The 17881-nt window shown below is 74.2% G+C and carries 19 protein-coding genes; 7 read left to right on the forward strand and 12 right to left on the reverse strand.

All coding sequences use genetic code 11. The features are described 5' to 3' along the window. The first annotated feature begins 20 nt into the window (after positions 1 to 20). Together Q0963_RS09765 and Q0963_RS09770 are read left to right on the forward strand one after the other, a co-directional pair. Positions 21 to 1208 carry an aminotransferase class V-fold PLP-dependent enzyme gene (locus tag Q0963_RS09765; protein ID WP_299445229.1) on the forward strand — a complete coding sequence of 396 codons (1188 nt, stop codon included), beginning with the start codon at positions 21 to 23 and terminating at the stop codon, positions 1206 to 1208. Further along, the gene (locus tag Q0963_RS09770) at positions 1205 to 1462 is read left to right on the forward strand and encodes a sulfurtransferase TusA family protein (protein ID WP_299445230.1); all 258 of its coding nucleotides are present in this window, start codon (positions 1205 to 1207) and stop codon (positions 1460 to 1462) included. Before Q0963_RS09765 ends, Q0963_RS09770 begins: the two co-directional genes overlap by 4 nt. Here Q0963_RS09770 and aat read toward each other — a convergent pair. The 4 genes from aat to Q0963_RS09790 all read right to left on the reverse strand — a co-directional run bounded on the left by aat (position 1408) and on the right by Q0963_RS09790 (position 4882). Continuing rightward, positions 1408 to 2121, reverse strand: a complete 714-nt coding sequence (aat, locus tag Q0963_RS09775) for a leucyl/phenylalanyl-tRNA--protein transferase (protein ID WP_367180048.1) — start codon at positions 2119 to 2121, stop codon at positions 1408 to 1410. The two genes, Q0963_RS09770 and aat, sit on opposite strands and share 55 nt — an antisense overlap. A 13-nt stretch (positions 2122 to 2134) precedes the next feature. Next, positions 2135 to 3118, reverse strand: a complete 984-nt coding sequence (locus Q0963_RS09780) for a carbohydrate kinase family protein (RefSeq protein ID WP_299445231.1) — start codon at positions 3116 to 3118, stop codon at positions 2135 to 2137. 78 nt (positions 3119 to 3196) lie between these two features. After that, complete coding sequence (locus Q0963_RS09785) at positions 3197 to 3565, reverse strand: iron-sulfur cluster assembly accessory protein (protein WP_299445232.1); 369 nt, start codon at positions 3563 to 3565, stop codon at positions 3197 to 3199. A gap of 150 nt (positions 3566 to 3715) precedes the next feature. After that, positions 3716 to 4882 carry a glycerate kinase gene (locus Q0963_RS09790; RefSeq protein WP_299445233.1) on the reverse strand — a complete coding sequence of 389 codons (1167 nt, stop codon included), beginning with the start codon at positions 4880 to 4882 and terminating at the stop codon, positions 3716 to 3718. 71 nt (positions 4883 to 4953) lie between these two features. Between Q0963_RS09790 and nadA the strand changes: the two genes are divergently transcribed. Beyond that, positions 4954 to 6150 (forward strand): quinolinate synthase NadA, encoded by a 1197-nt coding sequence (gene nadA / locus Q0963_RS09795; RefSeq protein ID WP_299445234.1) that lies wholly within the window; start codon positions 4954 to 4956, stop codon positions 6148 to 6150. 19 nt (positions 6151 to 6169) lie between these two features. Here the strand turns inward: nadA and Q0963_RS09800 are convergent, their stop codons facing one another. From Q0963_RS09800 to Q0963_RS09815, 4 genes are all read right to left on the reverse strand, one after another. Next, entirely contained in the window at positions 6170 to 7666 is a 1497-nt protein-coding gene (locus Q0963_RS09800; RefSeq protein WP_299445278.1) for a SulP family inorganic anion transporter, read from the reverse strand. Between the two features lie 244 nt (positions 7667 to 7910). Then, the gene (locus Q0963_RS09805) at positions 7911 to 8453 is read right to left on the reverse strand and encodes a hypothetical protein (protein WP_299445235.1); all 543 of its coding nucleotides are present in this window, start codon (positions 8451 to 8453) and stop codon (positions 7911 to 7913) included. Then, entirely contained in the window at positions 8450 to 8680 is a 231-nt protein-coding gene (locus Q0963_RS09810) for a hypothetical protein (RefSeq protein WP_299445236.1), read from the reverse strand. The genes Q0963_RS09805 and Q0963_RS09810 overlap by 4 nt, the downstream gene beginning before the upstream one ends. 57 nt (positions 8681 to 8737) lie before the next feature. Beyond that, the gene (locus Q0963_RS09815) at positions 8738 to 10099 is read right to left on the reverse strand and encodes a dipeptidase (RefSeq protein WP_299445237.1); all 1362 of its coding nucleotides are present in this window, start codon (positions 10097 to 10099) and stop codon (positions 8738 to 8740) included. Positions 10100 to 10189: 90 nt separating this feature from the next. On the opposite strand from Q0963_RS09815, the gene Q0963_RS09820 reads away from it, so the two are divergent. Further along, positions 10190 to 10768, forward strand: a complete 579-nt coding sequence (locus Q0963_RS09820) for a DUF3043 domain-containing protein (protein WP_299445238.1) — start codon at positions 10190 to 10192, stop codon at positions 10766 to 10768. Between the two features lie 10 nt (positions 10769 to 10778). On the opposite strand, the gene Q0963_RS09825 is transcribed toward Q0963_RS09820, so the two are convergent. Together Q0963_RS09825 and gcvT are read right to left on the reverse strand one after the other, a co-directional pair. Then, positions 10779 to 10994 carry a hypothetical protein gene (locus tag Q0963_RS09825; protein ID WP_299445239.1) on the reverse strand — a complete coding sequence of 72 codons (216 nt, stop codon included), beginning with the start codon at positions 10992 to 10994 and terminating at the stop codon, positions 10779 to 10781. Further along, positions 10991 to 12094, reverse strand: a complete 1104-nt coding sequence (gene gcvT / locus Q0963_RS09830; RefSeq protein WP_299445240.1) for a glycine cleavage system aminomethyltransferase GcvT — start codon at positions 12092 to 12094, stop codon at positions 10991 to 10993. The genes Q0963_RS09825 and gcvT overlap by 4 nt, the downstream gene beginning before the upstream one ends. Positions 12095 to 12151: 57 nt before the next feature. Here gcvT and Q0963_RS09835 point away from each other — a divergent pair, with 57 nt between their 5' ends. Then, positions 12152 to 13681 (forward strand): leucyl aminopeptidase, encoded by a 1530-nt coding sequence (locus Q0963_RS09835; protein ID WP_299445241.1) that lies wholly within the window; start codon positions 12152 to 12154, stop codon positions 13679 to 13681. A 74-nt stretch (positions 13682 to 13755) separates the two neighbouring features. Here Q0963_RS09835 and Q0963_RS09840 read toward each other — a convergent pair whose 3' ends face one another. Together Q0963_RS09840 and Q0963_RS09845 are read right to left on the reverse strand one after the other, a co-directional pair. Then, complete coding sequence (locus Q0963_RS09840; protein ID WP_299445242.1) at positions 13756 to 13947, reverse strand: DUF5302 domain-containing protein; 192 nt, start codon at positions 13945 to 13947, stop codon at positions 13756 to 13758. A gap of 73 nt (positions 13948 to 14020) precedes the next feature. Next, positions 14021 to 14347 carry a hypothetical protein gene (locus Q0963_RS09845; RefSeq protein WP_299445243.1) on the reverse strand — a complete coding sequence of 109 codons (327 nt, stop codon included), beginning with the start codon at positions 14345 to 14347 and terminating at the stop codon, positions 14021 to 14023. 163 nt (positions 14348 to 14510) lie between these two features. On the opposite strand from Q0963_RS09845, the gene lpdA reads away from it, so the two are divergent. Continuing rightward, positions 14511 to 15893: a dihydrolipoyl dehydrogenase gene (gene lpdA / locus Q0963_RS09850; RefSeq protein ID WP_299445280.1), complete on the forward strand. Its 1383-nt coding sequence runs from the start codon at positions 14511 to 14513 to the stop codon at positions 15891 to 15893. 39 nt (positions 15894 to 15932) lie between these two features. Continuing rightward, positions 15933 to 17876, forward strand: a complete 1944-nt coding sequence (gene sucB, locus Q0963_RS09855) for a 2-oxoglutarate dehydrogenase, E2 component, dihydrolipoamide succinyltransferase (RefSeq protein WP_299445244.1) — start codon at positions 15933 to 15935, stop codon at positions 17874 to 17876. Positions 17877 to 17881: the final 5 nt, after the last annotated feature.

The following is a 17881-nucleotide window of genomic DNA, read 5'->3' on the forward strand; positions in this document are numbered from 1 at the left end:
CGGGGGGCTAGTGTCGAAGGGTGGCGCACACCACGGTTCACCCCCCCTCAGACCCCCGCTCGGAGCCCCCGGCCGGCCCGTCCGCGGCCGGGGTTCTCGACGCCTCCAGGGGGCCGCTCCATCCGCTGGCCGCCCGGACGCTGGGCGCCGCCGTCGAGGCGGCCTGGGCCGACCCGACCCGGCTGCACGGCCCCGGCCGCCGGGCCCGGGCCCTCCTCGACACCGCCCGCGAGGTGCTCGCGGAGGCCGTCGGGGTCCGCCCCGACGAGCTCTCGGTGCACGCCAGCCCCGAGGACGCCCTCGCGGTGGGCCTCGACGGGCTCCGGCACGCCCGCCGCCGGGTGGGCGGTCGGGTCGTCGCGTCCGCCGTGGAGCGCAGCGTCGTCCTCCTGCGCTGCGGTGACGACGAGCCCGTGCCGGTGAGCGCGCAGGGCCGGGTCGACCCCGACGCCTACCGGGCCGCGGTGGGCCGGCCCGAGGTGGCGGCGGCCGTCGTGCAGACGGCCAACGGCGAGGTCGGCACCCGCCAGCCGGTCGCCGAGCTGGCCTCGGCGGCCCGCGACGCGGGGGTGCCGCTGCTCCTGGACGCCACCGCCTCCCTCGGTCGCGACCCGCTGCCCTCCCACGGCGACGTCGTCGTCGCCGACGCCGCGGCGTTCGGCGGTCCGCCGGTCGGGCTGCTCGGGGTCCGCGCGGGCACCCGGTGGGGGCTGCCGGGCCCGCGCCGGGAGTCCGAGCAGGGCCGCACGCTCGCCGCCCCGTGGGTCCCGCTCGTCCTCGCCGCGGCCGAGGCCTGGCGCCAGACGTCGGCCGCCGCGTCCGCGGACGCCGCTGCGGCCGGCGTGCTCGTCGACCGGGTCCGCGCTGCGGCGGCGGGCGTCCCCGACGTCGAGGTCGTCGGCGACCCCCTCGACCGCCTCCCCCACGTCGTGACGTTCAGCGTGCTGTTCACCGACGGGGAGGTGCTCGTCGACGAGCTCGCGCGGCGCGGGGTGGCCGTGGCCTCCGGCTCCGCGTGCAGCTCGAGCGCCCTGCGCCCGAGCCACGTGCTCGCGGCCATGGGCGTGCTCACCCACGGCAACGTGCGCGTGTCGCTGCCCCTGGAGTCGGTCTCCCCCGGCCGGGCCGACGACGTCGAGAGGCTCTGCGCGGTGCTGCCGGACGTGGTCGCCGACGTCCGGCGGCGGCTCGGGACGGCCGGGCTGTGAGCGGGCCTGCCGTCGTGGACGCCCGCGGGACGCGGTGCCCCGTGCCGGTCATCCGGGTGGCACGGGCCAGTCGCGACCTCCCGGCCGGGACCACGCTCGTCCTCCTCGCCGACGACGAGGCGGCCCGCTCCGACGTCCCTGCGTGGGCCCGGATGCGGGGGCACGCCGTGACGCTGGAGCCCGAGGGCTCCTGGACCCGCTACTCGGTGCTGCTCGGGGGCGGCGCGGGCACGACGCCTGCCAGGTCCACCTGAGGCGCCTCGAGCGCCGCCGCGAGCCGCTCGAGGTACATCGCCCTGGGCCACTCCTGCGCGCCCAGCCGGCGCAGGTGGCCGGTGGCCCACTGCACGTCGATGATGCGCCGCGGGTCGCCGTCGGCGTGGAAGCGGCGCACGAGCCCGACGAGGGCGACCTTCGAGGCGTCCCGCACCGTGTGGAACATCGACTCCCCGGCGAACAGCCCGCCGATCGACACCCCGTAGAGCCCGCCGACGAGGTCCCCCTCCTGCCGGACCTCCACGCTGTGCGCCCACCCCAGCTCGTGCAGGCGCAGGTAGGCGGCCTCGACCGCCGGGGTGATCCAGCGGCCTTCCCGGCTGGGGTCGGCGCAGGCCGCCACGACGTCGGGGAAGGCGGTGTCGACGGTCACCTCGAAGCGAGCGAGCACCTTGCGCAGCGAGGGGCGGACCTTCAGCGCCCCGGCGGGGATGACCCCGCGGGGGTCCGGGGACCACCAGCCGATCGTCCCGTGGCCGTCGGGGCCGAGACCCATCGGGAACAGCCCGAGCCGGTAGGCCTCGAGCAGGGTGCCGGGCTCGAGGTCGGCACCGGCCGCGACGAGGTCGTCGCCCTCCATGGCGCGCGCGGCATCGAGCTGCCACGGCGTCGGCGGTGGCGGGACGGGCGGGAACACGGCTCCGGACGGCTCAGTCTCGGGTGCACCGCACGAGCGGGGCGACCTCGGCTGCAGCCACGTCGCCGTACGCGGCGGTGAACCGGTCGAGGAACCCCTGCCGGCCGACGAGGTACTCCTGGGTCCCGACCGTCTCGAGGACGTAGGCGGCCAGCACCGACCCGATCTGGGCGCACCGCTCGTGGTCCAGGCCGCCGCTGAGGCCGACGAGGAACCCGGCCCGGAAGGCGTCCCCGACCCCTGTGGGGTCGACCCGCTCGACCTCGCCCGCGACGGGGACGTGGATCGTCTCGGCGCCCTTGGTGCGGATCTCGGCGCCGTCCTTGCCGAGGGTGATGACCCGGGTCGTCACCCGGTCGTCGATCTCCTCCTGGCTCCAGCCGGTCTTGGACGAGGTGAGGTGGGACTCGTACTCGTTGGTGATGAGGTAGTCGGCGCCGTCGACGAGCTTGCGGATGAACGGGCCGTCCGCGAACGCGAGCTGCTGCGAGGGGTCCGCGACGAAGGGGATGCCGCGGGAGCGGCACTCCTCGGTGTGGCGCAGCATCGCCTCGGGGTCGTCGGCGCCGATGAGGACGAGGTCCAGGCCCCAGCGCTCGTGGATCGGGCCGAGCTCGATCATCCGGGCCTCGCTCATCGCGCCCGCGTAGAACGTGGCGATCTGGGCCATGTCGTCGTCGGTCGTGCAGACGAACCGGGCGGTGTGCCGGGTGTCCGAGATGTGCACGTGGTCGGTGACGACGCCGTGCCGGCTCAGCCAGCTGCGGTAGTCGGCGAAGTCCTCCCCCGCCGCCCCGACGAGGAGCGGGCGGGTGCCGAGGACGGCCATCCCGAAGCAGATGTTGCCCGCGATCCCACCCCGGCGGATCTCGAGGGCGTCGGCGAGGAAGCTGACCGAGATCTTGTCGAGCTGCTCGACGACGAGGGAGTCGGCGAACCTCCCCTTGAAGGTCATGAGGTGGTCGGTGGCGATGGACCCGGTGACGGCGATCTGCACGACACGCAACCTACCCGCCCCCGGGGACGCGAACGGGCCCGGACCACCGAGGGGGTGGTCCGGGCCCGGAACGGGTGCTCAGCTGAAGCTGTCGCCGCAGGCGCAGGAGCTGCCGGCGTTGGGGTTGTCGATCGTGAACCCCTGCTTCTCGATGGTGTCGGAGAAGTCGATGGAGGCGCCCTGGAGGTAGGGGGCGCTCATCCGGTCGACGACGACCTCGACCCCGCCGAAGTCGCGCACGAGGTCACCGTCGAGGGTGCGCTCGTCGAAGTAGAGCTGGTAGATGAGCCCGGAGCAGCCGCCGGGCTGGACGCCGACGCGCAGCCGGAGGTCGTCACGACCCTCCTGCGCGAGCAGGGACGCGACCTTCGAGGCGGCCAGGTCGGTGAGCTCGACGCCGTGCGTCGCCGTCTCGGTGGCCTCGGTGGTCTGGAGCTGGTCGCTCATCGGAGGACTCCTCAGTGCTTTCTGGAGAATGGCCGGAGGGCCTGTCGGTGCGTGCAACCGCACGCCGGCCCCCGGTGTTCCCGGACGCCTCCACTGTACGTCCCGGCCCCCCTCGATCGTGCATCGACCGCACGATGGACGCCCGCGCCGTCAGCGCCCCGGGGACCAGGTCCGCGCCACCCGGGCCGTGCGGGCCTCGAGGGTGGCGACGGGGTCGGCGATCATCGCCTCGAGCTCGCGGGGGTGGTCGGCGACCGCGTAGCAGCCCGCCAGGCCCATCGACATCGTCTCGCGCCGGCCCACGAGGCACTCCCCCGCGACGCACACGACGGGGCGCGCGGTCTCCATCGTCGCCTCCGCCACCCCGGACACGACGGACCCGCGCATCGCCGCCCAGTCGAGCCGCCCGGTGGCGGTGACGACGAGGTCGCTCCCCGCCACGGCCACCCCGAAGCCGGTCACCCGGAGCAGCTCGGCGACGGCCCCGACGGGGCGCGCCCCGAGCGCGAGCAGCGCGTAGCCCAGGCCACCGGACGCGCCCGCCCCCGGTTCCCGGTCGAGGCGGCGGGGCTTGCCGGTGAGCAGGTCCAGGGGTGCGCTGGGCAGCGACCGCGCGAGGATGTCGGTGAAGTGCCCGAGGGCGAACTCCAGGGACTGCGCCTGCTCCGGGGTCGCCCCCTTGCGCGGCGCGTCGACGGCGCTGGTGCCCGAGAGCCCGAGCAGCGGGGTCTCGTCGTCGGTCGCGAGGACCAGCTCGACCCCGGCGAACCGGTCCAGGACCGCCGGCAGCCCGATGAGGCAGTCGCCCCGCGCCTCGCCGAGCGCCCGGCCGCCGCGGGCGAGGGCGGTGGCGGGCCCGGCCCCGAGGGCGGCGAGCATCCCGGCGCCGGCGTCGTTGGTGGACCCGTCGCCGACGCCGACGACGATGCGGGTGGCGCCCTCGGCCAGCGCGGCGTCGAGCAGCTGGCCGACCCCCCAGGTGCTCGTCAGCGAGGGGTCGCGCTCGTCCGCGTCGAGCAGGTGGAGCCCGGTGGCCTGGGAGGACTCGATCCAGGCGGTGCGGTGGCGCTCGTCCTCGACGAGCAGCAGGGCCGCCGGCACCTCGCGACCGAGCGGGTCGCTGACGGTCGTCGCGACGGTCGTGCCGCCGAGGGCGTGCTGCAGGACGTCGAGGAAGCCCGGCCCGCCGTTGGAGAGCGGCAGGACCCGCACCGCGTCGTGCGGGGCGCCCGCGGCCCAGCCGGCGGCCATCGCGGTCGCGACCTGGGTGGCGCCGAGGGTGGACCCGAAGGCGTCCGGGGCGATCAGCACACGCACCCGGCGAGCGTATCGGTGCAGCGGCCCCCGCTGCCGACCCGGGCCCCGGGAGGAGCGCCTAGGATCGAAGGGTGACGACGACGACCGGCACGCCCCAGCACGCTCCGCTCCCCCTGCTCGTCCTCGGCCAGGGCCGGGACCTGGCCTCCGAGCGCGGCGTCGAGTGTCCGGGCGACCTGCCCGCACCGTCGGACCCCGGCCTCGTCGAACGGGCCCGTGCCGCCAAGGCCGCCCTCGGCGACCGGCTCTTCGTCCTCGGCCACCACTACCAGCGCGACGAGGTCATCGAGTTCGCCGACGTCACGGGCGACTCCTTCAAGCTCGCCAAGGAGGCCGCGGCCCGGCCCGACGCCGAGTACGTCGTGTTCTGTGGCGTGCACTTCATGGCCGAGTCGGCCGACATCCTCACCGCCGACACCCAGACCGTCGTCCTGCCCGACCTCGCCGCCGGCTGCTCGATGGCCGACATGGCCGCCATCGACCAGGTGCAGGAGTGCTGGGACGAGCTCGCCGCGGCCGGGGTCGCCGACGTCACCATCCCCGTCACGTACATGAACTCCTCGGCGGCCATCAAGGCGTTCACCGGCCGGCACGGCGGGACCATCTGCACCTCCTCGAACGCCGCGACGGCGCTCACCTGGGCGCTCGGCGAGGCCGGCGAGGGCGGCAAGGTCCTCTTCCTGCCCGACCAGCACCTCGGCCGCAACACCTACGCGCGCGACCTCGGCGGCCCGCTCGAGGACTGCGTCGTGTGGGACCCGCACCGCCCCATGGGCGGGCTGACGGTGGAGCAGCTGCGGGCCGCGACGATGATCCTGTGGCGGGGCCACTGCTCCGTGCACGGCCGGTTCTCGGTGGAGGCCGTCGAGGCGGCCCGGCGCGAGATCCCGGACGTCAAGGTCATCGTGCACCCGGAGTGCCGGCACGAGGTCGTCGAGCTCGCCGACGAGGTCGGCTCGACCGAGAAGATCATCAAGACCATCGCGGCGGCACCGCCCGGCACGTCGTGGGCCGTCGGCACCGAGCTCAACCTCGTGAAGCGGCTCGCGGCCCAGTTCCCCGAGCAGCGCATCGTCTTCCTCGAGAAGAACGTCTGCTACTGCTCGACGATGAACCGCATCGACCTGCCGCACCTCGTGTGGGCGCTGGAGTCGCTGGCCGTGGGGCGCGTCGTGAACCCGATCCGGGTCGACCCCGACACCGCCCACCACGCCAGGGTCGCGCTCGAGCGGATGCTCTCGCTGCCCGGCGAGACCGCCAAGGACTGACCCGCCGCTCCTGTCGTCGTCAGGGGCCGCCGGCCAGGTGGCCCGCGAGCCGCTCGTGGCGGTCGAGGCTGTGCCCGTCGAGCCCGATGACCTCGACGCGCTTGCCCTTGCGGGCGTAGCGCGTCGTCACCGCGTCCAGCGCGGCGACGCTCGAGGCGTCCCAGACCCGGGCGCCACTCAGGTCGACGATGACCCGCTCGGGGTCCCCGACGTAGTCGAACTGGGTCACGAGGTCGTTGCTCGAGGCGAAGAACAGCTCGCCGAGCACCGCGTAGACCTTGGTGTCGGGCTCGACCGTGGGGACCTCGACGACCCGGGTGAGGTGCGCGACCCGGCGGGCGAAGGCGACCATCGCCGCGAGGACGCCGACGACGACCCCGATGGCGAGGTTGTGCGTGACGACGACGACGGCGACCGTCGTCACCATGACGACCGTCTCGCTGCGCGGCATCCGGCGCAGCGTCGACGGCTGGATGCTGTGCCAGTCGAAGGTGGCGACCGACACCATGATCATGACGGCGACGAGCGCGGCCATCGGGATGAGGCCGACGATGTCGCCGAGCACGACGACGAGGATGAGCAGGAAGACGCCGGCGAGGAAGGTCGAGATCCGCGTCCGCGCCCCGGAGGCCTTGACGTTGATCATCGTCTGGCCGATCATCGCGCAGCCGCCCATGCCACCGAAGAACCCGGTGATGACGTTGGCGACACCCTGACCCCACGACTCGCGGGTCTTGGCGGAGTGGGTGTCGGTGATGTCGTCGACGAGCTTGGCCGTCATCAGCGACTCCATGAGACCGACGAGGGCCATCCCGACCGCGTACGGGCCGATGATCCGCAGGGTCTCGACGGTGAAGGGGACGTCCGGCAGGACGAACCCGGGGAGGCTGTCGGGCAGCGCGCCCTCGTCACCCACGGTCGGCACGGCCACGGCGGCGCCCACGGTGAACAGGGTGAGGGCGACGATCGCGACGAGCGGCGCCGGCACGACCGTCGTGAGCTTCGGCAGCAGGACCATGACGGCCAGCGCCACCGCGACGAGGAGGTAGACCGTCCACGGCACGCCGGTGAGGTGCGGCACCTGCGCGAGGAAGATGAGGATGGCGAGCGCGTTGACGAAGCCGACCATCACCGAGCGCGGGAGGAAGCGCATGAGCCGGGCGACGCCGAGCAGAGCCAGCACGACCTGGATGATCCCGCCGAGGATGACCGTTGCGAGGAGGTAGTCCAGGCCGTACTCGCGCACGACGGGGGCGATGACGAGGGCGATGGCGCCGGTCGCGGCGGAGATCATCGCCGGGCGTCCGCCGAGGAAGGCGATGGAGACGGCCATCGTGAACGACGCGAAGAGCCCGACCCGCGGGTCGACGCCGGCGATGATCGAGAACGAGATCGCCTCGGGGATCAGGGCGAGCGCGACGACGAGGCCGGCGAGCACCTCGGTGCGCAGGCGTCGGGGCGAACGGAGGGCGGCACGGACCGAGGTGACCTGCTCCTCGTGGGGGAAGCGGTGCAGCTCGGTGGTGGCGGCGGCGGGGGCGGGACGGGACAAGGGGGAGCTCCGGAGTCGGCGGTGGCCCCGGACGGTGCGGGGCGGCCCCGCACGGCGTCGGGCAGGGATGAGGACTGGGGTGGCCGCCGGCGACGGCGGATCATGGGTGCGCCTCAAGCAGGAAATGCGAGCGCGGGCTCCAGGGTAGCGGGCCGGGCCTGCCCCCGCGGAATCGTCCAGGGGGCGCCCGGCGGACCGCGGACGCCCCTCACCGCTCCGGGGGGGTCCCCAGGTCGCGGACGAGGTAGAGCCAGGGGAAGGCGCGGACGGCGACGATCCAGCCGTCCGTCTCGTAGGACCCGGCCGGCTGACGCCACACGACGCGACGATGCTCCCATTGGGTCGCCGTGCGCATCATCCGGTGCTTGAGCATCCCCGCGCCGACGGTCCGCCATCCGCGCCGGCCGGCGAGCTCGAGCTCGGGCATCTCGTCGATCGCCGTCACCGGACCGAGCCAGCGGTACTCCGGCCCCTCGTCGGGGTCGTCGTCGCCGCCGAACCGTTGCTGGACCGCCTGCCGGCTGAGCCCGAGCACCCCGCCGATGGCGGCCCAGCTGTGCCCGCTCCCGCGCGCCGCCGAGACCGCCTGCCGGAGCAGGTCACGACCCACCCGCTCGGCCGCGGCGGCCCGCTCGACGATGGCGAGGTGCTGCTCGGACCGGTCCGGGTCGAGCGGCTCGAGCCCGTCGCCACCGCGCAGGACGACCCGTCCCAGCGCGTCGGCGAGCGGGTCGACGGGCGGCTGGGTCACCCGCGGTTCTCGTCCCGGGTGGGCAGCCACAGCTTCTCCTCCCGGCCCCGCGCCCCCCGCCAGGCGGACTCGAGCAGGTAGGCCGCGGCGACCATCAGCGCGATGGTCGCCCCCTGGAACAATCCGCGGACGAAGCCGCCGGAGGGGACGGTGCTGAGGACCGAGGTCAGCAGGCCGAGGAGCACGAGGACGATCCCGGTCCGCTGCTCCGTACGCATCGATGCCATGCGTCAAGAGTATCTTGACGCGCGGCCTCCGTCAACGAGGGGTTGACACGGTCCGTCTCAGCGGGGCAGCGCGCCCAGGCGAGCGAGCAGCAGAGCCTCGGCGAGGCACACCTTCTCGAACTCCTCGAGGTGCAGCGACTCGTTGGCGCCGTGGGCGCGGGTGTCGGGGTCCTCGACCCCCGTGACGAGGATCGCGGCGTCCGGGAAGCGCTCGGCGAACGCGGCGACGAACGGGATGGACCCTCCGACCCCGATGTCGACCGGCTCGACACCCCAGGCGTCGGCGAACGCGGCCCGGGCCTGGTCGTACACCGGGCCGTCGGCGTCCGCGGCGAAGCCGAGCCCGCGCTCCTCGAGCTCGACGTCGACCTCGGCACCCCACGGCGCGTGCGCCTCGAGATGGGCCTTGAGCAGCTCGAAGGCGGCGAGGTCGTCCTGGCCGGGTGCGATCCGCATCGAGATCTTCGCCCGGGCCGACGGGACGAGGGTGTTCGAGGACCGCTCGATGCTCGGGGCGTCGAGGCCGATGGTCGTCAGTGCCGGCTTGGTCCACATCCGGGACAGCAGCGAGCCGGAGCCGATGGTCTCGACGCCGTCGAGCAGACCCGACTCCGCCCGCAGCCGCGACTCCGGGTAGTCGAGGTCGGACGCCACCCCGGCGTCGAGCCCGGCGACCGCGACGTTCCCGTCGTCGTCGTGCAGCGAGGCGAGGAGCCGCACCAGCGCCATGAGCGCATCGGGGACGGCCCCGCCGAACATCCCGGAGTGCACGCCGTGGTCGAGCGTGGCCACGGTGACGACGACGCGGATCATGCCCCGCAGGGTCGTCGTGAGCGCCGGCTCGCCGATGGCCCAGTTCTGGCTGTCGGCGAGCACGATGGCGTCGGCACGCAGCGCGTCGCCGTGCCGCTCGAGGATCGCCGGCAGCGAGTTCGAGCCGATCTCCTCCTCGCCCTCGACGAAGATCGTGACCCCGACGGGCAGGTCGTCCCCGTGTGCGCGCAGCGCCGCGACATGGGCCATGACCCCGGCCTTGTCGTCGGCCACGCCGCGGGCGTAGACCCGGCCGTCGCGCTCGGTGGGCTCGAACGGCGCGCTGTCCCACAGGGCGTCGTCCCCGGGCGGCTGGACGTCGTGGTGGGCGTACAGGGTGACGGTGCGCGAGCCGGGCGGGCCGTCCCGGTGGCCGATGACGGCGGGGCGGCCGCCCTCCCGGATGATCTCGACCTCCAGCCCCTCGGCCCGCAGCAGCGCGGCCGTGGCGGCGGCGCTGGCCTCGACGTGCGCCTGGTCGAAGGCGTCGAGCGAGACGGACGGGATCCGGGTCAGCGCCTCGAGGTCTGCGCGGATCTGCGGCATGAGGTCACGGACCCGCTCTCGCAGGGCGGTGATCTGGGCATCGTCGAGTACGTCGGTCACAGCGCCCGACCCTACCGACCGACGGGCCGCCCGATGCCCCGCCCCCGACCACCGACGACGCGCCCAGGGAGACCACCTAGAGTTGGCGTCGTGTTCGGACGCAGCAAGACCTCAGACCAGGGCCACGGCGAGGAGGCGCACCCCGAGCGTGAGGGTGCGAAGAACCGCCCCACCCCCAAGCGCCGCGACCAGGAGGCCGCGCGCAAGCGCCCGCTCGTGATCTCGGACCGCAAGGAGGCCCGCCGCCTCGACCGTGCGAAGCGCCGCGAGCAGCTGGCCCGCACCCGGGCGGCACTCGAGAGCGGCGACGAGCGCTACCTGCCGCAGCGTGACAAGGGCCCGGTGCGCCGCTTCATCCGCGACTACGTCGACGCCCGCCGCAACCTCGCCGAGTTCCTGCTGCCGATCATGCTCATCGTCCTCGCGCTCAGCCTGATCCAGAACGACGCGATCTTCTCGTTCAGCGTGTTCCTCACGTGGGGCGCGGTGCTCGCGGTCATTATCGACACCGCGCTCATGTGGCGCGGCCTGCGCGCCCGCCTCGTGACCGCGTTCGGGGAGGACGGGATCGCCCGCGGCAGCTGGCGCTACGCGGCGCTGCGCGCGTTCCAGATGCGTCGCCAGCGGATGCCCAAGCCCCAGGTGGCCCGCGGGGAGTACCCGGGCTGACCCGGCTCGGCTACGGCGCGGCCTCCAGGCTCATCGGCCCGTAGACGACGGCACCGTCGCGGTGCAGGGTGACCGACGCGACCCCGGCCTCGGCCAGGTCGTGCCACACCTCCCCGAACCAGCTCTCGGCGTCGGACTGCGTCGGGAAGCCCGTCCCGGTCGTCGGCTCACCCGTCACCGGGGCGCCGTCGGCGTCGGCGAACGTCCACGTCCACTGCTCGCTCATGACGTGCGCACCCCCGCCTCGACGAACGGCGGCTTCGTCACGGTGGCCGTCACCTCGCGGCCGCGCACGTCGACGCGGACCTCGTCGCCGAGGGTGACCGAGCGGTCGAGCAGCGCGAGGGCGACGCCCTGCTTCCGGCTCGGGGAGAACGTCCCGGACGTCACCTCGCCGACGACGCCACCCGAGGCGTCCTGGACGGCGCAGTGCGGGCGCGGGATGCCGCGGCCGGTGACGACGAGCCCCCGCATGAGCCGGCCGGCCTTGGCGGCGCGTTCGGCCGCCAGCGCCTCCTTGCCCCAGAACGTCTCCTTGTCCCAGCCGACGGCCCACGCAGCGCCCGCCATCACCGGGGTGATGTCGAGGGACAGGTCGTTGCCGTGCAGCGGGTACCCCATCTCGGTGCGCAGGGTGTCGCGGGCGCCGAGGCCGGCGGGCAGACCGCCCTCGGCCCGGACCGCCTCGAGCAGCGCGTCCCACACGGAGGCGGCGACGTCCCAGGCGGGGACCACCTCGTAGCCCCGCTCCCCCGTGTACCCGGTGCGGCACACGATGACCGGGCGCCCCTCCCACTCGGTCTCGACGAAGCTCATGTAGTCGTGGTCGACGGGCAGCCCCAGCCGCGCGAGCACCTCGTCCGAGCGCGGGCCCTGCACGGCGAGGACCCCGTAGTCCTCGTGCAGGTTCTCGACGAGCACCCCGTCCGGCGCCGCGGCGGCCAGCAGCTCGACGACCCGGCCGGTGTTCGCGGCGTTCGGGATGAGGAACACGTCCTCGTCGGAGCGGAGGTACTGGATGAGGTCGTCGACGACCCCGCCGGACTCGGTGCAGCACATCGTGTACTGGGCCTGCCCCGGGCCGATCCGGCGCAGGTCGTTGGTGAAGCACGCGTTGACGAACTCCGCCGCGCCGCGGCCGCTGACCCGCGCCTTGCCCAGGTGCGACACGTCGAAGAGCCCGACGGCTTCGCGGACGGCGGTGTGCTCGGCCACGACCCCTCCCCCGGGGTACTCGATCGGCATCGACCACCCCCCGAAGTCGGCCATCTTGGCGCCGAGGGCGACGTGCCGGTCGTGCAGTGGTGAGTGCCGGAGGTCGGTCATGACCGGCACGTTACCGCGCCCGCCGGAGCAGCCCGGGCCCCCGGATAGTCTGCCCGCATGACATCACTGACCGTGACGACCAAGTCCCCTGCCGACCTCCCGGCCGACGCCCTCGTCGTCGGTGCCGTGGGCACCGACGAGGGGCCCGACCTCGCTGCCGGGCACGGCCTGCCGCGCAAGGCGGCCGTGCACCTGAAGGCCGTGCTCGCCGACCTCGAGGCCACCGCCAAGGCCGGCGAGGTCCACCGGGTCGTCGCGGTTCCCGGGGTTAAGGCGACCTCCGTCGTCGTCACCGGGCTCGGCACGGGCACCGCCCGCACGACGGCGTTCCCGCGGACGGTCCTCGGCGACGCGGCCGCGGCCGCCCTGCGCGTCGTGCGCGGGAAGAAGGCCGTCGCCCTGGCGCTGCCCACCCCCGACCTCGAGAGCCTCGGCGCGGTCGCCGACGGCGCCTGGTCCGGCTGCTACGTCTACGACAAGGCGGCCCCGTTCGGCTCGGGCCGCAAGGGGGGCCGGGGGTCCTCCGCCCCGGCCTCCGCGGGCCCGCGCATCACCGTCGTGTCCGCCGTGGGCCAGGGGAAGCCGGCCCGGGAGGCGGTGGCGCGTGCCGCCACCGTCGGAGCCGCGCGCGACTGGGCCCGCGACCTCGTCAACACCCCGCCCAACGTGCTCTTCCCCCAGTCGTTCGCCGACGCCGCCAAGCAGCGGGCCTCGGCCTCGTCGGCGAAGATCTCGGTCTCCGTCCTCGACGAGAAGGCGCTCGCCAAGGGCGGCTACGGCGGCATCGTCGGGGTCGGCCAGGGCTCGGTCAACCCGCCCCGGATCGTGACGATGTCGTACGCGCCGTCGGGCGCGAAGGCCTCGGTGGCGCTCGTCGGCAAGGGCATCACGTTCGACTCCGGCGGCCTGAACATCAAGCCCTCCACCGGCATGGTGACGATGAAGTGCGACATGGCCGGCGCGGCCGCGGTGGCCGCCGCCGTGCTCGCCGCGGCCGAGCTGGACCTGCCGGTGGCCGTCACCGGGTACCTGTGCCTCGCCGAGAACATGCCGAGCGGCACGGCGCAGCGCCCCAGCGACGTCGTCGTCATGCGGGACGGCACGACGGTCGAGATCCTCGACACCGACGCCGAGGGCCGGATGGTGCTCGGCGACGGCATCTGCCTCGCGAGCGAGAAGTCCCCGGACGTCATCGTCGACATCGCGACGCTCACCGGGGCCCAGCAGATCGCGCTCGGCAACGACCTCGCCGGTGTCATGGCCAACGACGACGACCTGCGCGAGCGGGTCGTCGCGGCGGCGGGCACCGCGGGCGAGGGCGCCTGGGGCATGCCCCTGCCGGCCTCGCTGCGGGCCAAGCTCGACACCCCGACCGCCGACATCGCCCACAAGGGCGACCGGGACGGCGGCATGCTCACCGCCGGCCTCTTCCTCCAGGAGTTCGTCGGCGAGGGCATCCCGTGGGCGCACATCGACATCGCCGGCCCGGCGTTCAACACGAACGCGCCGACGGGCCGCACCCCCAAGGGCGGCACCGGCTTCGGGGTCGGGACCCTCGTGGCGCTCGTCGAGCAGCACGCCGGCTGACACCCACGCCGACGAGCGCGACACCGACGAAGGACCGCCCCGGCCGGGGCGGTCCTTCGTCGGTCGTGGGCCGGTCAGCCGCTCTTGCGGCGGAACATCTGCTGGCGGGCGCTGGTCTCCGGGGAGTGGGCGTGGTCGACCTTGCCGTGCTCGGACTGCTCCGACACGTCACCGCCGCCGTGCGCCTTCTTCGCGTCGAGGGCAGCCCGGAACTTCGCCTTCACGTCCTCGTTCACCGCGGCCCGGGGCCGGTCCTTGGATGACATCGTCACGCCTCTCGTCGTTCGCTTCGGACCCTCACGCTCGCACGTCCCGCGACGCCGGGCCACCGATATCGGCTCAGCGCCGGTCCTGGTCGCGCTGGCGTGCCGTCCAGGCCCGCATCCGGGCGGGGTAGCCCGTGAGGTTCACGTCGTACACCGGGATCTCGAGCCCCCGCGCGATGTCGAAGGCCGTGGGCCGCGAGGGCAGGGCCCGCCGGGTCCACTCCCCGTCGTGCGCGATGAGCACGACGGTCGTCGCGGTGATGTTCGTGGCCGGCTCGACGTACGCCTCGACGCCGCGCCGGCTGCGCGCGAAGTCCTCGAGGTGCGCGCGCGCGCTCGTCAGGTCACTGCCGTCGTGGGGCGCCGCGCTGCGGCGCCGCCCGCGTCTCCACCACGCCATGAGCGCAACGATACGTGCTCCCCCTGCACGTCACCTGTGTCCACCGCGCGTCGCGCCCTCGTGCCGCCGGTCGGGGAGTGGAAGGATGCGGTCCAGCGCCGAGGACGCCCACCCCTGCGACCCGGTGCACCACCACGCCACCAGCGAGAGGGAGCCACACCGGATGCCGGCCACCGCCGAGACCACCCATGACGTCGTCGTCCTCGGAGGCGGGAGCGGAGGCTACGCCTGCGCCCTGCGCGCGGCCGAGCTCGGGCTCACCGTCGCCCTCGTCGAGAAGGACCTGCTCGGGGGGACGTGCCTGCACCGCGGCTGCATCCCCACGAAGGCGCTGCTGCACGCGGCCGAGGTCGCCGACTCCGCCCGCGAGGCGGAGCGCTTCGGCGTGCGGGCCACCCTCGAGGGCATCGACATGGCGCGGGTCACGTCCTACCGCGAGGCCGTCGTCGGGCGGCTGCACCGGGGGCTCCAGGGCCTGGTCAAGTCCCGGAAGGTCGACTACGTCGAGGGCGAGGGGCGGCTCGACGGCCCGCACACCGTCGTCGTCGGCGACCGCCGCCTCGTCGGGCGCCACGTCGTCCTCGCCACCGGGTCCTTCGCCCGGACCCTGCCCGGGCTGGAGGTCGGCGGCCGGGTCATGACCAGCGACCAGGCACTCGGGCTCACCGACGTCCCCGGCCGGGTCGTCGTCCTCGGGGGCGGCGTCATCGGGGTCGAGTTCGCCTCGGTGCTGCGGTCCTTCGGGTCCGAGGTGACCGTCGTCGAGGCGCTCCCGCGGCTCGTCGCGGCCGAGGACCCCGCCTCGTCGGCGGCGCTCGAGCGGGCCTTTCGCAAGCGCGGCATCACCGTGCGCACCGGCGCCCGGTTCGCCTCCGCCACCGACGGCGCCGACGCCGTCACGGTGCGGCTCGAGGGCGGCGAGGAGATCGAGACCGACCTGCTCCTCGTCGCGGTCGGGCGCGGCCCGGTCACCGAGGGCCTCGGCTACGAGGAGACCGGGGTCACCCTCGAGCGCGGTTTCGTCGTCACCGACGACCGGTGCGCCACGGGGGTCGACGGCCTCTGGGCCGTCGGCGACATCGTGCCCGGCCTCCAGCTGGCCCACCGCGGCTTCGCGCAGGGCATCCTCGTCGCCGAGCAGATCGCCGGGCTCTCCCCCGCCCCGCTCGTGGAGTCCCAGATCCCGCGGGTCACGTACTGCGAACCCGAGGTGGCCTCCGTCGGGCTCACCGAGGAGCAGGCCCGCGCCGAGCACGGGGACGCCGTCCGCACCTACGAGTACAACCTCGGCGGGAACGGCAAGTCCCAGATCCTCGGCACGCAGGGCTTCGTCAAGCTCGTGCGGGTCGAGGACGGCCCCGTCGTCGGCATCCACATGGTCGGGTCCCGGATGGGTGAGCAGATCGGCGAGGCCCAGCTCGTCGTCTCCTGGGACGCCTTCCCCGAGGACGTCGCGGCCCTCGTGCACGCCCACCCGACCCAGAACGAAGCGCTCGGTGAGGCTCACCTGGCGCTTGCCGGCAAGCCGCTCCACGCACACAACTAGAGTGATGAACGCCACCGCCCACGAAGGAGAGCACCACTGATGTCCGAACGTGTACAGATGCCCGCACTCGGCGAGTCCGTCACCGAGGGGACCGTGACGCGGTGGCTCAAGAGTGTCGGCGACGACGTCGCGGTCGACGAGCCGCTGCTCGAGGTGTCCACCGACAAGGTCGACACCGAGATCCCCTCCCCCGTGGCGGGGACGCTGCAGGAGATCCTCGTCGAGGAGGACGACACCGTCCCGGTCGGCGCCGACCTCGCGGTCATCGGCGACGGCGCGGCCTCCGACGGCGGCGGGTCCGGTGGCGAGCAGGCGTCGGGCGACGACGCGGCCGAGGACTCCGGCGAGGACTCGGGCGAGGGCCCGGCCGACGAGGTCGAGGACCCCGCCGACGCCGACTCCGTCGCCGAGGCCGGCGACGAGGGCGGCCAGGAGCCGGCCGAGCCGCAGTCCGGTGGCGACGAGGAGCCGGCGCAGGCCGCTCCCGAGGAGTCCGCCGGGTCCGAGTCCTCCGACAGCGACTCCGGTGGCTCCGGTGGCTCCGGTGGCGGCTCCGGGGACGGCACGACCGTGACGATGCCGGCGCTCGGGGAGTCCGTCACCGAGGGCACCATCACCCGCTGGCTCAAGTCCGAGGGCGACGAGATCGCCGTCGACGAGCCGCTCCTCGAGGTCTCCACCGACAAGGTCGACACCGAGATCCCCTCCCCCGCGGCCGGGACGCTGACCAAGATCCTCGTCCAGGAGGACGAGACCGTCCCCGTCGGCGCGGACCTCGCGGTCGTCGGTGGTGGCGGCGGGGGGTCCGCCCCGGCGCAGGAGCAGGCCCCCGAACCCGAGGCGAAGGACGAGCCGAAGGAGGAGCCCGAGGCCGAGGAGCCGAAGGACGAGCCCAAGGACGAGCAGCCCAAGGCCGAAGAGCCCAAGGCCGAGGCTCCGCCGCAGGAGAAGCCCGACGAGGCGGCCGCCGCCGCCGACGGCGCACCGGCAGCCCAGAGCACCACCGCACCGGCCGCCGGCAGCGCCGACGGCACGGAGGACGCCGCCGCCTACGTGACGCCGCTCGTGCGCAAGCTCGCGGCCGACCACGGCATCGACCTCGCGACCATCACCGGCAGCGGCATCGGTGGGCGCATCCGCAAGCAGGACGTGCTCGCGGCCGCCGAGGCGGCGAAGGCCCCGGCCGAGGCGCCCGCGCAGGCGGAGGCCCCGGCGGCGGAGGCTCCCGCGGCCAAGGCCGCGGCCGCGCCCGCGGTCGACAGCAGCAAGCGGGGCACGACCCAGCCGATGTCGCGACTGCGCAAGACGATCGCGCGCCGGATGGTCGAGTCGCTGCAGACCTCGGCGCAGCTGACGACGGTGGTCGAGGTCGACGTCACCCGCATCTCGCGGCTGCGCGACCGGGCCAAGGCCGACTTCGCGTCCCGCGAGGGCACCAAGCTCAGTTTCCTGCCGTTCTTCGCCCTCGCGGCCGTCGAGGCGCTCAAGGCGCACCCGACGGTCAACGCGAGCATCGAGGACGAGTCGGTCACGTACCACGGCGCCGAGAACCTCGGGATCGCGGTCGACACCGAGAAGGGGCTCATCGTCCCGGTGATCCGCAACGCGGGCGATCTCAACATCGCCGGGCTGGCCCGGGCCATCGCGGAGCTCGCCGAGCGGACCCGCAGCAACAAGATCATGCCCGACGACCTCGCGGGCGGGACGTTCACGATCACCAACACCGGCTCGCGCGGTGCGTTGTTCGACACCCCGATCATCAACCAGCCGCAGGTCGCCATCCTCGGCACCGGCGCGGTCGTACGCCGCCCGGTCGTCGTGACCACCGACGACGGGGGCGAGACGCTCGCGATCCGCTCGATGGTCTACCTCGCGCTGTCCTACGACCACCGGATCGTCGACGGCGCCGACGCCGCCCGCTTCCTCACGACGATGAAGCAGCGGCTCGAGGAAGGGGCGTTCGAGGCCGACCTCGGTCTCTGACGCGC

The sequence above is a fragment of the uncultured Phycicoccus sp. genome (assembly GCF_947495705.1).
In the GTDB taxonomy this organism is placed as follows: domain Bacteria; phylum Actinomycetota; class Actinomycetes; order Actinomycetales; family Dermatophilaceae; genus Phycicoccus.